The following is a 12,517-nucleotide window of genomic DNA, read 5'->3' as shown; positions in this document are numbered from 1 at the left end:
CGACGCGAGATGCCACAGTGGGACGGGCGGACGTGCCGGCGGACCCGAACCAGAGGTCGGCGCGACGGGAGGGTCAGGCGGATTCGCGCAGGACGAGGGAGACGCCGACCGAGCGTCGCACCGAGGGGCCCGTCAGCGGGAGCGCCCCGGAGATCATGCCGTCGAGGAGCTCGAGGCTGAGGCGGGCGATGTCCCCCTTGTCGACGGAAACGCTCGTCAACTCAGGCGTGACGAAGCGGCCGAGGTCGAGGCCGTCGATACCCACCACGGCGACGTCCGCGGGCACCCGGACGCCGGCGCGCGCGAACCCCTTCAGGACGCCGACCGCCATGACGTCGTTGAAGGCGAGCACAGCGTCGACCTGCGGGAGGGCGGCGCGACACCGGACGGCGGCCGCGACCCCGCCCTGATGCGTGTCCTCGGCCCAGGTCTCCGATGCGTCGGACCACGGGAGTCCGTGCTCCTGCAGGAACGCGCGGTAGGCGAGGCGACGACTCGACGGCTCGACCGAGGCGTCGATCATCGCGATGTTCCGACGGCCCGTCGCGACGAGGTGCGCGAGCGCCTGTCTGATGCCGTCGTCGAAGTCGATGTCGACGCCCGCGATCGCGGCCGCATCGATGTCGTGCGTCGAGGCGCGGTCGGGCGATCCCGGACGCTCGTCGTTCCGGTGATCGCCGAGCGAGACGAACGGGATCGCGGCGAACGCCCCCTGCAACGCCCCGCGGTCGGCGCCGTTCCGACCCACCACGGCATCGACCTGACGTGCGAGATCCGCGAGCTGCGCACGTTCGACGTCCGGAAGCGCAGAGCCCCGGTCGATGGCCGCCGTCGTGTCGTCTGCAGCTGCGGTCGTCCCGCCGACCTCGGCGACGAGCACGGTCCAGCCGCGCTCGGCCGCCTGCTGCACGAGGGCTGCCGCGAGCTCGGGGTAGTAGGGGTTCCGGAGGTCGTCGACGACGAGTCCGAGTGTCGTCGTCCGGCCGCTCACGAGGTTCTGGGCCGCCCGGTTCGGACGGTAGTTGAGAGACGCGGCAACCTGGATGACCCGCTGCCTCGTGGCCTCGCTGACGTCGCGCATGCCGTTCAGCGAACGGGTCACCGTCTGACGCGAGACACCGGCTTCCCGGGCGACGTCGATGATGGTCGCCCGAGAGGGAACCTGTTCATCGCGTGGCCTGGTCATGGTCACATCGTACTGATAGCATCACACCGTGAACGTTCACGGTACCGCCGTGACGCTCACCACCACAGACCACGGCACCGCCGATCAACGTTGAGGAGCAACACCATATGGAACACGTCGCCTGGGGAATCATCGGGCCCGGATCGATCGCGGAACGCTTCGCGACCCAGCTGCACGCGAGCAGCACCGGCCGTCTCGCCGCCGTCGCCAGCCGCGACGCCGCCCGCGCCACCGAGTTCGGTGAGCGCTTCGGCGACGGCACCGCACCGGTCCGCGGCTACGGCTCGGTCGCCGAACTGCTCGCCGACCCGGAGATCGACGCCGTCTACATCGCGACCCCGCACACGGAGCACGTCCGCCTCGTCATCGAGGCCGCCGAGGCCGGCAAGCACGTCATCAGCGAGAAGCCGCTCTCGGTCAACCGCGCCGGCGCCATGCTCGCGATCGAGGCCGCCCGTCGTGCCGGCGTCTACCTCGCCGAGGCCTACATGTACCGCTTCCACCCGCAGACCGCGAAGCTCGTCGAGCTGGTCTCGTCCGGCGCCATCGGCGACGTCCAGCACATCGAGGCGACCTTCGCCTTCGCTGCAGACCTCCCGGCCGAGCACCGCCTGATGAACGCGGATCTCGCGGGTGGCGGCATCCTCGACGTCGGCGGATACCCCGTGTCCATCGCTCGCCTCATCGCGGGTGCGGCTGTCGGCGCACCGTTCGCCGATCCGATCGAGCTCGCCGCTGCCGGCTCCATCGGCACCACGGGCGTCGACGAATGGGCGACCGCATCGCTCGTCTTCCCCTCCGGTATCACCGCGCACGTGACGAGCGGTGTCCGCATCGAAGACGACAACCGCGTCGTCGTCTCGGGCTCGACAGGCCGCATCGTCGTCAACGAGCCCTGGTTGCCGTCCGTGGAGGACGGCTCGACGATCGAGGTGCAGACGGTTGCGGGCACCGAGTCGATCCACATCCCCGGCGCCTCGCAATACGCGATCCAGGCCGACGCGGTGGCTGAGTTCGCCGCAGCGGGCCAAGCGCCCCAGATGCGTTGGGCTGATTCCCTCGGCAACGCGGCGACACTGGACCGCTGGCGTGCAGCCATCGGCCTCGAGTACCCGTTCGAGGCCATCGAGGCGAACGTGCCGACCAGTACCGGCCGCCCGCTCGGCGTCCGCGCCGAGTTCGCGATGCCGACGGGTCGCATCGCCGGCATCGACCACGACATCTCCCGTCTCGTGCTCGGCGTCGACAACCAGCAGACGCTCCCCCACGCTTCGGCGATGTTCGACGACTTCTTCGAGCGCGGCGGCAATGCCTTCGACACGGCCTGGCTGTACGGGGGCGGGCTCCAGGAGCGGCTGCTCGGCCGGTGGATCGCGAACCGTGGCGTGCGGGAAGACGTCGTCGTCATCGGCAAGGGCGCACACACGCCGTACTGCGACCCGGAGTCGATCACGCGTCAGTTGTTCGAGAGCCTGGACCGCCTCGGCACCGATCACCTCGATCTCTACCTCATGCACCGCGACAACGCCGAGATCCCCGTCGGGGAGTTCGTCGACGTGCTGAACGAGCACGCGGACGCCGGTCGCATCCGCGCCTTCGGTGGGTCGAACTGGTCGATCGAGCGCTTCGAGGAGGCGAACGCCTACGCGGCCGCGAACGGCAAGCAAGGCTTCGCCGCTCTGAGCAACCACTTCGGTCTGGCCCGCGCGCTCGATGTGCCGTGGGAGGGTTGCGTACAGGTGACGGCGCCCGAGAGCCGCGCGTGGCTCGAGGAGACGAAGACGCCGTTGTTGCCGTGGTCGTCGCAGGCGCGTGGTTTCTTCACCGGTCGTGCCGAACCCGATGACCTGTCCGACCCGGAGCTCGTGCGCTGCTACTACAGCGACGACAACTTCGAGCGGTTGGCCCGTGCCCGTTCGCTCGGCGCCGAGCTGGGGGTCGCACCGACGGCGATCGCGCTCGCCTACGTGCTGGCGCAGGACTTCCCGACGTTCGCGCTCATCGGCCCGCGCTCCATCGAGGAGACCCGTTCCTCGACCGATGCACTCTCCCTGCATCTCACGCCAGAGCAGGTCGCCTGGCTCGACCTCCGCTCCTGACCCTCCCTGCCTGCCCTGCTGCCAGCGCACCGCGCTGGCAGCAGGGGCGGAGGGGTCAGGTGAGGGGTTTGCGGGAACGGTCTCGGGCGAGGATGACACCGAGGAGCAGGATCAGGATCAGGACGACTCCTCGCGCGAGGCCCTGCCAGTAGAACGACAGGCCGACGAGGTTCATACCGTTCGTGAGCAGCGCGAAGATGAGCACACCGACGAGCGTCCCGAACAGGTTCGGTCGACCGGTCCGACTCAGCGTCGTCCCGATGAACACCGCGCCGATCGAATCGAGCACGTAGAGCTGACCACTGTTCGCGACGAAGCCGTTGCTCCGCGCCGCGAGGATGATGCCCGCGATGGCCGCGATCCCTGCGGCGAACACGAACGCCGTCGCCATCGACGTCCCCGCCATCCGGCCCGCGATCCGCGTCGCCGTCGGCTGCTCCCCCGCCGCCGTCAGCACCCGCCCCCACCGGCTGCGCTCCAGAGCCGCCCACACGATGAGCAGCACGAGCACCGCGATGACGATCGGCGTAGCGACCCCGAGCACCGAGCCGGCACCGAGCCATGCGAACTCGTCAGGCACGCTGCCCCGTGACAGGTAGATGGGCGAGCCGCCGTCCGTCGCCACCTGCTGCACACCCCCACCGATGAACCACACGCTCAACGTCGCGAGGAACGGTCGGATCCGTAGCACGACGATGAGGAACGCGTTCACGGCACCGACCAGCAGGCCGACGAGCAGCGCTCCGACGATCGCGACCCACGCCACGTAGTCGTCCGCGAGCAGAGCCGAGGCGGTGAGCGCCGCGAGGTCGATGGCGACACCGATCGACAGATCGATCCCGCCTGCCCGCACCACGACTGTCATCGCGACCGCCGCGAGGAGCAGCAGCGCGTTCTGGTTGAGCACACCGAGCAGGTTGCCCGCCGTCAGGAACGACGGGGAGAGCACGGCGAAGACGATGAGCAGCACGGCCAGCACGGCCGGGGCAAGCGCCTGGGGCACGGCCGCCCCGAGCCCGCGGACGGTCAACGTGGACAGCGGGCCGCCAGGACCCGTTCCCTGGCCGCCACCGGTACCCGTGCCACCGGACCTCGCACCGGACGCTCCTGCAGCGGGTGAGGAGGCAGGCTTCGCGCCCGCCGTGGTGTCGAGGCTCATCGTCGGACGCTCCGCTCTCGGATCGCGGCGACCGCGAGGACCAGCAGGATCAGGACACCCTTGGTGATGCCGATCCACTGGCTCGGCACGCCGAGCTGACTGAACCCGCTCGTCAGGATCGCGACGAACACGGCGCTGAACAACGTGCCGGTGATCGTGACGACGAGGCGACGGGAGAACGCGATGGAGAGGAACGTCGCGAGCAGGATGTCGATGAGCGACTCATCGCCGATGCCCGGGAGCGCCGCCGACAACCGGCTCGTCATGAGGACGCCTGCGATACCGGCGAGGACCGCTGCGAGGACGTAACTGCCGATGATGTGACGGTTGACGTTCACACCGGCGACTCGAGCGGCGGTCGGGTTCTGTCCGACGGCCGCGTTCTTCACACCCCAGCTCGTCCGGCCGGTGGCGAACGCGACGACTGCGAAGACGAGCAGCAGCACGACGACTGCTGCCGGGATCCCCGCGACGTCTCCGCTCCGCAGCCAGACGAGCCCGCCGTCGGAGACGGGCACCTTGACGTTGTTCGTGATGACGATCGTGAGGCTCGTCACGATGCTCATCATCGCGAGCGTCACGAGGAGGGGACGGATGCCTGCGACGACGACGAGGCCGTTGACGAGACCGATCAGCGCTGTGGCTCCGAGGCCGATGAGCAGCGCAAGCGGCAGGCCGAGCTCGGACTGCAACAGGACGGCGACGAGCGCGCCGGAGAACCCCAGGACCGCGCCGATCGAGAGGTCGATGCCGCCGCGCACGACATCCTCGCCGCCGGCCACGACGACGATGGAGAGCCCGAAGGCCGCGATCGCATAGACGGCCGACTGCGTGAGGATGGTCGCGAGGTTCGCGGGATCGAGGAAGCCGGGCGAGGCCACGGCGAACACGACGATCTCGATGACGACGATCGCGTAGCCGATGAGGCCGAGGCGGGAGACCGGTCGGCGTCGCTTGGTCGCGGACTCGGTTGCGGCCGACGGTGCCTGGCCGGCGGGTGCAGGCGGGGCGGAGAGGGCGGTCATGCTGAGTCTCCTCTGGTGGGCGCCTGCACAGGCTCGGCGAGCAGGCTCGACGCGGCCCGTGGGACGTCCCCGCTCCCCGAGCTTGTCGGGGGGCCCGCCTCCGCAGCGCCGGTGGACCAGGCGAGGATGCTGTCCGCGGTGGCTCGCGAGCGCGGGAGTTCGGCGCGGATCGTGCCCCGGTAGAGCACGAGGACGCGGTCGGAGAGCCCGATGAGCTCCTCGAGGTCGACGCTCACGAGCAGCACACCGGCACCCTGCGCGACGAGCGCGTCGATCTCGGCGTAGATCTGCTGCCGGGACCCGATGTCGACGCCCGAGGTCGGCTGGTCGAGCACGAAGACGGTGGAACCGGCAGCCAGCCATCGGCCGAGCACGACTTTCTGCTGGTTGCCGCCCGAGAGGCTGCCTGCGACAGCGGAGTCGTTCGCGGGGCGGACGTCGAGCCGTTGCACGAGGTCGGCGGCGATCGACCGTTCTCGTCGTCCGCGCAGCATGCCGCCGAGTCCGGTGATGCGGTCGAGCGCCGCGATCGTGAGGTTCTCGCGGACCGACTGCCGGTTCAGGATGCCGTCGCGGTGTCGGTTCGCGGGCACGTATGCACCACCTGATCGGACGAACGCCCGCGGTGAGCGGATCGTCGTCCCTCGAAGACGCACCGTCCCGCCGTGCGCGCGCAGACCGGTCACGGCGTCGGCGAGCTCTTCGATGCCGGAGCCGACGAGGCCCGTCACGCCGACGATCTCACCGGGGCGGACGGCGATCGAGACACCGTGCAGCCGGTCGGCGACCGTGAGACCGTCGATCCCGAGCACGGCTTCCGCCGCTGCATCGGCCGCGACACGGTCGCGGTCGCCGAACTCCTCCACGCTGCGACCGACCATGAGTTGCACGATCGCGTCGAGGGTCGAATCGGGGTCTGCGAGGTCGAGCGCGCCGACACGTTCACCGTTCCGGAGCACGATGACGCGGGAGGCGATGTCACGGACCTCCTGCAGGTAGTGCGAGATGTAGATGACGGCGACGCCCTGCGACTGCAGCGCGCGCACCGTGCGGAACAGCCGGTCGACGTCGCCGGCGGCGAGGGGCGCTGTCGGCTCGTCGAGCACGAGGATCCGCGGGCGGGTGATGGTCGCGATCGCCAGCTGCAGGAGCTGCTGCTCCGCGACACTCAGTTCATCCACGAGCGTGCTGCCCGGGACGTCGAGTCCGACGAGGTCGAGCAGTTCGCGCTCGGTACGCCGATCCAGCTGCCGCCCGGTGACGAACGCGCTGCGCGATCCGAGGAACAGTTGTTCGGCCACCGTGAGCCGCCCGGCGAGGTGGCGGTCCTGGTGGATGACGCGGATCCCGAGACGCTCGGCGTCCGCAGGGTTCCGGATGACGACCGGCTGGCCGTCGATGTCGATCGTGCCCTCGCTCGCCGTGTAGAGGCCGGTGAGGATCTTGATGAGCGTGGACTTGCCTGCACCGTTCTCGCCGACGAGGGCGACGACCTCACCCGGGTGCACCTCGAGGTCGACGTCGTTCAGGACCCGGACGCCGCCGAAGTCCTTGGCGACACCGCGCATGGAGACCACCGGCCCAGCGAGGAGTCGTCCGGTCGGAGCGTCGCCGCCGTCGAGCCGGCCGCCCAGCTGCTGGGCGGCCGACCCGACGATCGAAGTGCGGTCCGTCATTCCAGGCCGAGGCGCTTGCGCTCGTCGGCGACGTTCGCCTTGTCGATGAACACGGCGTCGAGGTAGGTGCTCAGCGGAACCTCGTCCTGCTTGCCGCCGAGGTACAGGGCGACGTTGTTCGCGCTGGTCGTGCCGAACAGGGTCGGCTGCTGCGCCACCGTGAACTGGTAGACCGAGTCGGGGTCGGCGATGAGGTCGAGTGCTCCGGGCTCTGCGTCCACGCCGTAGACCTTGATCTCGTCGCGGCCCGCTGCATCGATGGCCTGCGAGGCGCCGATGGCCGGAAGGTCCCAGCAGGACCACACGGCCGAGATCTCGCCCTTCGGGTATCGGGTGAGCGCGTCGTTCGTCTTCTGCTTGGCGTCCTCGATGGTGCCCTCGTAGACGTCCTGCAGTTCGGGCTCGATGATCTCGATGCCCGGGTAGTTCTTCAGCACGAGCTTGAACTCGTCGTAGCGGATCTGGCACGGGGTGACGTCGTAGAAGCCGTTGAAGACCAGCACCTTGCCCTTCCCGCCGATGTCCTCGGCGAGCGTGCGGGCGAGGGTCGAACCGATCTGCCAGTTGTCGGAGCCGATGTTGTTGACCGAGTTCTCGCTCGCGTGGTCGATCGTGAAGACCGGGATGTCGGCGTCCTTCGCCTGCTGCAGCGCCGGGGCGAGCGTCGTGGCGTCGCCGAGGATGACGACGATGGCGTCGACCTTCTGCGAGACGAGGTTCTCGACGTTCGCGAGGTGCTTGTCGTCCTGAGCGTCGGCCTGCGTGGCGACGACCTTGGCGCCGAGCTCCTCCAGACGGTCCTGGACGCCCTGGTAGGTGAGCCGACCGAAGTCACGGACGACGTCCTTCGCGGCGACGCCGACCGTCTTGCCCTCGAGGGAGGGGACGTCGACGTCGGAGGCGGCAGAGCTGGCAGCGGCGCCGCTCGTCTCCTCGCTCGAGGACGACTGCTTGAGGCCGGAACAGCCGGTGGCGAGGCCAGCGACGACCGCCAACGAGAGGATGGACAGCGCGAGGCGCGATCGACGACGCATGGGGACTCCAGAGATGTGGGGCGTGCGGGACGGTGCAGGGGATGTGGTGCGGACCCGGGTGTCGGCTGTCGGGGCGATCGGGGCGCCACCGCGACGTCGGGTTGCAGCAACAGTAGGGACGGATCGTGCGCGAGGCGAGGGGACGCTCAACAGGACGTAACACAAGGTGCCGTGCGCGCTTCGGAGCCGTCGTGACGGGCCGACGAAACATCGGATGTATCATGGCGCCAACGGCCTCGACTGCGGGCCTGCCGCATGCGAAGAGGGGTTCCCATGGCCGTCACGGACGAAGCGATCGCGAAGATCCAGGCGATGATCGTCGCCGGCGACCTGAAGCCCGGACAACGTCTCCCGCCGGAGAAGGAACTGAGCGAGTCGCTCGGGCTCTCCCGCAGCTCGTTGCGCGAAGCCGTCAAGGCTCTCGAACTCATCAAGGTGCTCGACGTCCGCCGCGGCGACGGCACGTACGTGACGACGCTCGAACCGAGCCTCCTCCACGAGGCGATGTCGTTCGTCATCGACATGCACGCCGACGGCTCGCTCATCGAGATGTTCGAGGTGCGCCGCATCCTCGAACCGTCCGCGTCGGTCATGGCGATCCAGCACCTCGACCCCGAGACGATCGCGGAGCTGCGCACGATGGTCGATCAGGTGGACGAGTCGACGACCGTCGAGGACCTCGTCGCCCATGACCTCCAATTCCATGCGCGCATCATCGAGCTGAGCGGCAACGCCTACCTCGCGAGTCTGCTTGCAGCACTCGGCAGCAAGACCGTCCGCGCGCGCATCTGGCGCGGACTCACCGAGGACAAGGCCGTCGACCGGACGCTGCAGGAGCACCACGCCATCGTCGACGCCCTCGAGAAGCGCGACACCGAACTCACCCGCGCGCTCGTGACGGTGCACGTGAGTGGCGTCGAGAGCTGGTTGCGCCGCTCCCTCTGAGCGCCGCCCGGCCTCCGCCCGATCAGCGGCCGCCGAGACCGCTCGTCACGATGCCGCGGATGAGGTGCTTCTGCAACAGGATGAGCATGAGCACGGTCGGCAGCATCGAGATCACCGACGCAGCCATCACGAGGTTCCACTGGCTCCCCTGCTGCCCGAAGAACTGTTGCAGACCGAGCGGGATCGTGCCGTAGGTGTTCACGTCGTTGATGATGATGAGCGGCCACAGGAACGAGTTCCAGTAGGCGATGAACGAGAACACCGCGAGCACCGCGAGCGTCGGCCGGGCGAGCGGCAGCATCACGTGGAAGAACGTCTTGACGACACCGGCGCCGTCGACGCGCGCCGCGTCGTCCAGCTCCTGCGGCACCGTCAGGAAGAACTGCCGGCAGAGGAACGCACCGAGGGCGGTGAACGCGAACGGGATGATGAGCGCCTGGAACGAGTCGACCCAGCCGAAACCCTGCATCATCACGTAGAGCGGGATGAGGAGCACGTCCTGCGGGATCATCATCGTCGCGAGGAAGAGCACGAAGACGACGTTGCGTCCCTTCCAGCGCAGTCGCGAGAACGCGTACCCGCTGAGGACCGAGACGGCCATGTTGATCATCGTGCCGATCACGGCGACGAACAGCCCGTTCAGCAGGAAGCGGCCGAACGGCAGATAGCTGAAGGCCTCCGAGTAGTTCTCCCACCGGATCGCCGACCCGACGAGCGTCGGCGGCGTCGTGAAGGTCTCCGCGGCCGGCTTGAGCGAGGTCGCCACCATGTAGACGAGGGGCGAGATGAACGCGAGCGCCACGAGACAGAGCACGACGTAGGAGATGACCGAACGCACGCGGCTGCCCGACTTCGACGGCCGGCGCTTGAGACCCCGCGGGTTCACCGTCACGAGAGAGGACGTCGGCGGGTGCTGACGAGCAGCCCGGCTGTTGATGGTCTGGCTACTCATAGTGGACCCACTTCTTCTGGCCGAGGAACTGCACGGCGGTGATGGCCAGGATGATGATGAACAGCACCCAGGCGGCCGCGGACGCGACGCCGAGCTGCTGGAAGACGAAGCCCTGGTTGTAGATGAACTGGACGAGGGTGGTCGTCGAGGAACCCGGGCCGCCCTTGGTGAGGATGAACGGTTGGGCGAAGACCTGGAAAGCGGTGATGAGCGTCATCATCGCGGCGAAGAAGATCGACGGCGAGATCATCGGGAACTTGATCTTCCAGAACGACGTCCACGCCCCTGCACCGTCGAGCTCCGCTGCTTCGAGTTGGCTCTCCGGGACCGAGTCGAGCGCGGCGGAGAAGATGAGCATGTTGTAGCCGAAGCCCTGCCAGACGCTCATCGCGACGATCGCGAGCATCGCCCAGTTCTCGTCGGCGAGGAAGTTCGGTGCAGAGACGCCGATCGTCGACTGCATGGTGGCGTCGATCAGACCGTCCGGCTGGTAGATCATCCGCCAGATGACGGCGTTCGCGACGATCGGGGTGACGGTGGGGATGAAGAACAGCACGCGGAAGATCTGGCGGTGTTTGATCTTCGGGCTGAGCCACGCTGCGAGCCCCATCGACACGATGAGGTTCAGGGGCACGTAGAGGATGACGAAGAGCGTCGTGTTGAGGATGACGGTGCGGAAGATCGGGTCCGCGAGCAGCTGCGAATAGTTGTCGAACCCGACGAAGGTCGGGCTGCCGAGCATGGGCCAGTTGTTCAGACTGATGACGAGCGAAGCGACGATCGGGACGATCGTGAACAGCGCGAGACCGATCGCGTGCGGACTGGCGAAGCCGAGCCCCCACCATGATCGCCTGGCGTGGACCGCGTTCGGGTCGACGCGCGCGCTGCGCTTGGAGGGCCTGGCGGCACGCGCCTGTGCCGCGGGGAGGGTGACCATGCGTGTTCTTCCTTCGCTTCGACGCCGTTCGGACCGGGCGGCGGGTGGACGACGGATGCCGTCCACCCGCCCAGTGCTACTTGGGCAGCTGGCTCGAGATCTGGTCGAGCACCTCTGCGCCGGTCTGCTGACCGTTGATCGCCTGGATGGCGTACTGCGAGAACAGCTGAGCGAGCTGGTCGCTGCTCTTGTTCCCGGGGAGCGGGACCGAACCGTCCTGGGCGGCCGCGAACGTGTCCTCGACGCCCTCGATGCCGGCGTTGTCGAACCAGGCTGACTGCGCTGCGGTGCGTGCCGGGAACGCGCGCCCCTCGGTGCCGAGCTTGGACAGGACCTCCTCGGTCGTCATCGTCGTGATGGCCTGGTACGCCTGCTCGGGGTACTTGCACTCCTTCGAGATGCCGAACCCGGAGCCGGCGGAGAACGTCGTCGGCGTGCTGCCTGCCGGGATGGTCACGACGCCGAGATCGAAGGTCGCCTTGCTCTTCGTGCTGAGGAGCGACCATGGGCCGTCGATGAAGGTCGCGGCCTGACCGTTCACGAAGGCGTTGTCGTCTGCCGAACCGTCGGCGCTCGCCTGCGTGGCGTAGCCCTCCTCGACGAGGCCAGCGAGCCAGTCGAGGCCATCTGCGAACTTCGCATTGGCGACGTCGAGCGAGCCGTCCTCGGAGATGACGCGGCCCCCGTTGTACGACAGGATCATCGACTCGAGGTAGAGGTCCTCGACACTCGTCGCGTAGAGCTGCTTGCCCGCCGCCTTGAGCGCGGCACCAGCGGCCTCGAAGTCGTCGACCGACCAGCCGGCCTTGGGCTCGGGGACGCCCGCTTCCTTGAACAGATCCTTGTTGTAGTACATGATCAGCGGGCCCGTGTCGTAGGGCAGCGCGTAGAGGTCGCCGTCGACCTTCATCGCGTCGAGCGCGGTCGAGTCGAACTCGTCGAGGGCCGTCCCGCTGCTCTTCGCGAGGTCGTCGAGGGGCAGGAGCACGTCGGTGAAGTTGGCTGCGCGGAGGCTCTGGACCGTGACGATGCACGGTGCAGTACCGGCGCTCAGCTGCGTGCGGAGCTTCGTCCAGTAGTCGGTGAACGGGGCGCCCTGGATGGTGACGTCGATCTTGTCCGCCGACTTCACCTCGTCGGCCACAGTCTGCCAGGCCGCCTGATCCTCCTTGCCGGCGATCCACATGGACCAGACGAGCGATTCCTCGCTCTGGGATCCGGTGGCGCTGCCTCCGGAACAGGCGGTGAGTGCGAGGACTCCGGCCATCGCCGCGCCGGCCATGAGCTGTCGTTTCATCGGTTGCTTCTCCACTTCGTCGTGTGTGCAGTGCTCAGGGTGTCCGGGACCGCACGAGATCAGTGGGGGCTGGACGTGAAGCGATCTAAACATCCGATGTCTTTTCTGTCAACTCTTGAATTCATGGCCAAAATGCGACAGTTTGGAGTCATTCACCCCGCAGAGTACCGATGATTACCCACCTCGGGACCTCGGGGCCGCTCACCG

Annotated in this window: 10 protein-coding genes; 2 read left to right on the top strand and 8 right to left on the bottom strand. The window is 68.2% G+C overall.

Translation table 11 applies throughout. The features are described from left to right. Window positions 1-73: 73 nt before the first annotated feature. Window positions 74-1,186, bottom strand: coding sequence for a LacI family DNA-binding transcriptional regulator (locus ABMA10_RS02965; protein ID WP_347866783.1), 1,113 nt, complete (start codon window positions 1,184-1,186; stop codon window positions 74-76). A gap of 107 nt (window positions 1,187-1,293) precedes the next feature. Here ABMA10_RS02965 and ABMA10_RS02960 point away from each other — a divergent pair, with 107 nt between their 5' ends. Next, the gene (locus ABMA10_RS02960; protein ID WP_347866782.1) at window positions 1,294-3,285 is read left to right on the top strand and encodes an aldo/keto reductase; all 1,992 of its coding nucleotides are present in this window, start codon (window positions 1,294-1,296) and stop codon (window positions 3,283-3,285) included. A gap of 55 nt (window positions 3,286-3,340) precedes the next feature. On the opposite strand, the gene ABMA10_RS02955 is transcribed toward ABMA10_RS02960, so the two are convergent. Genes ABMA10_RS02955 through ABMA10_RS02940 form a run of 4 tightly spaced genes read right to left on the bottom strand, consistent with a single transcriptional unit; the run spans window position 3,341 to window position 8,179 of the window. Continuing rightward, window positions 3,341-4,444 carry an ABC transporter permease gene (locus ABMA10_RS02955; protein WP_431031163.1) on the bottom strand — a complete coding sequence of 368 codons (1,104 nt, stop codon included), beginning with the start codon at window positions 4,442-4,444 and terminating at the stop codon, window positions 3,341-3,343. After that, window positions 4,441-5,469, bottom strand: coding sequence for an ABC transporter permease (locus ABMA10_RS02950; RefSeq protein ID WP_347866780.1), 1,029 nt, complete (start codon window positions 5,467-5,469; stop codon window positions 4,441-4,443). Before ABMA10_RS02950 ends, ABMA10_RS02955 begins: the two co-directional genes overlap by 4 nt. Beyond that, window positions 5,466-7,145 (bottom strand): sugar ABC transporter ATP-binding protein, encoded by a 1,680-nt coding sequence (locus ABMA10_RS02945; protein WP_431031162.1) that lies wholly within the window; start codon window positions 7,143-7,145, stop codon window positions 5,466-5,468. The genes ABMA10_RS02950 and ABMA10_RS02945 overlap by 4 nt, the downstream gene beginning before the upstream one ends. Further along, the gene (locus ABMA10_RS02940; RefSeq protein ID WP_347866778.1) at window positions 7,142-8,179 is read right to left on the bottom strand and encodes a sugar ABC transporter substrate-binding protein; all 1,038 of its coding nucleotides are present in this window, start codon (window positions 8,177-8,179) and stop codon (window positions 7,142-7,144) included. Before ABMA10_RS02940 ends, ABMA10_RS02945 begins: the two co-directional genes overlap by 4 nt. A gap of 273 nt (window positions 8,180-8,452) precedes the next feature. On the opposite strand from ABMA10_RS02940, the gene ABMA10_RS02935 reads away from it, so the two are divergent. Beyond that, window positions 8,453-9,124, top strand: a complete 672-nt coding sequence (locus ABMA10_RS02935) for a FadR/GntR family transcriptional regulator (RefSeq protein WP_347866777.1) — start codon at window positions 8,453-8,455, stop codon at window positions 9,122-9,124. Between the two features lie 22 nt (window positions 9,125-9,146). Here ABMA10_RS02935 and ABMA10_RS02930 read toward each other — a convergent pair whose 3' ends face one another. The 3 genes from ABMA10_RS02930 to ABMA10_RS02920 all read right to left on the bottom strand — a co-directional run bounded on the left by ABMA10_RS02930 (window position 9,147) and on the right by ABMA10_RS02920 (window position 12,310). Next, window positions 9,147-10,076, bottom strand: a complete 930-nt coding sequence (locus tag ABMA10_RS02930) for a carbohydrate ABC transporter permease (protein ID WP_347866776.1) — start codon at window positions 10,074-10,076, stop codon at window positions 9,147-9,149. Then, window positions 10,069-11,013: a carbohydrate ABC transporter permease gene (locus ABMA10_RS02925; protein ID WP_347866775.1), complete on the bottom strand. Its 945-nt coding sequence runs from the start codon at window positions 11,011-11,013 to the stop codon at window positions 10,069-10,071. The genes ABMA10_RS02930 and ABMA10_RS02925 overlap by 8 nt, the downstream gene beginning before the upstream one ends. A 76-nt stretch (window positions 11,014-11,089) precedes the next feature. Further along, on the bottom strand, window positions 11,090-12,310 hold the full coding sequence (locus ABMA10_RS02920; RefSeq protein WP_347866774.1) for an ABC transporter substrate-binding protein: 1,221 nt from the start codon (window positions 12,308-12,310) through the stop codon (window positions 11,090-11,092). Between the last annotated feature and the right edge of the window lie 207 nt (window positions 12,311-12,517).

This window comes from Plantibacter sp. RU18 (genome assembly GCF_050613355.1).
In the GTDB taxonomy this organism is placed as follows: domain Bacteria; phylum Actinomycetota; class Actinomycetes; order Actinomycetales; family Microbacteriaceae; genus Plantibacter.
This window is presented reverse-complemented; position numbering and strand designations above follow the sequence as displayed.

Excerpts from the sequence above, each read along its gene's own strand:
- ABMA10_RS02935 (WP_347866777.1), top strand. The coding sequence starts at position 8,453 with ATGGCCGTCACGGACGAAGCGATCGCGAAGATCCAGGCGATGATCGTC.
- ABMA10_RS02955 (WP_431031163.1), bottom strand. The coding sequence starts at position 4,444 with ATGAGCCTCGACACCACGGCGGGCGCGAAGCCTGCCTCCTCACCCGCT.
- ABMA10_RS02945 (WP_431031162.1), bottom strand. The coding sequence starts at position 7,145 with ATGACGGACCGCACTTCGATCGTCGGGTCGGCCGCCCAGCAGCTGGGC.
- ABMA10_RS02950 (WP_347866780.1), bottom strand. The coding sequence starts at position 5,469 with ATGACCGCCCTCTCCGCCCCGCCTGCACCCGCCGGCCAGGCACCGTCG.
- ABMA10_RS02930 (WP_347866776.1), bottom strand. The coding sequence starts at position 10,076 with ATGAGTAGCCAGACCATCAACAGCCGGGCTGCTCGTCAGCACCCGCCG.
- ABMA10_RS02960 (WP_347866782.1), top strand. The coding sequence starts at position 1,294 with ATGGAACACGTCGCCTGGGGAATCATCGGGCCCGGATCGATCGCGGAA.
- ABMA10_RS02920 (WP_347866774.1), bottom strand. The coding sequence starts at position 12,310 with ATGAAACGACAGCTCATGGCCGGCGCGGCGATGGCCGGAGTCCTCGCA.
- ABMA10_RS02925 (WP_347866775.1), bottom strand. The coding sequence starts at position 11,013 with ATGGTCACCCTCCCCGCGGCACAGGCGCGTGCCGCCAGGCCCTCCAAG.
- ABMA10_RS02940 (WP_347866778.1), bottom strand. The coding sequence starts at position 8,179 with ATGCGTCGTCGATCGCGCCTCGCGCTGTCCATCCTCTCGTTGGCGGTC.
- ABMA10_RS02965 (WP_347866783.1), bottom strand. The coding sequence starts at position 1,186 with ATGACCAGGCCACGCGATGAACAGGTTCCCTCTCGGGCGACCATCATC.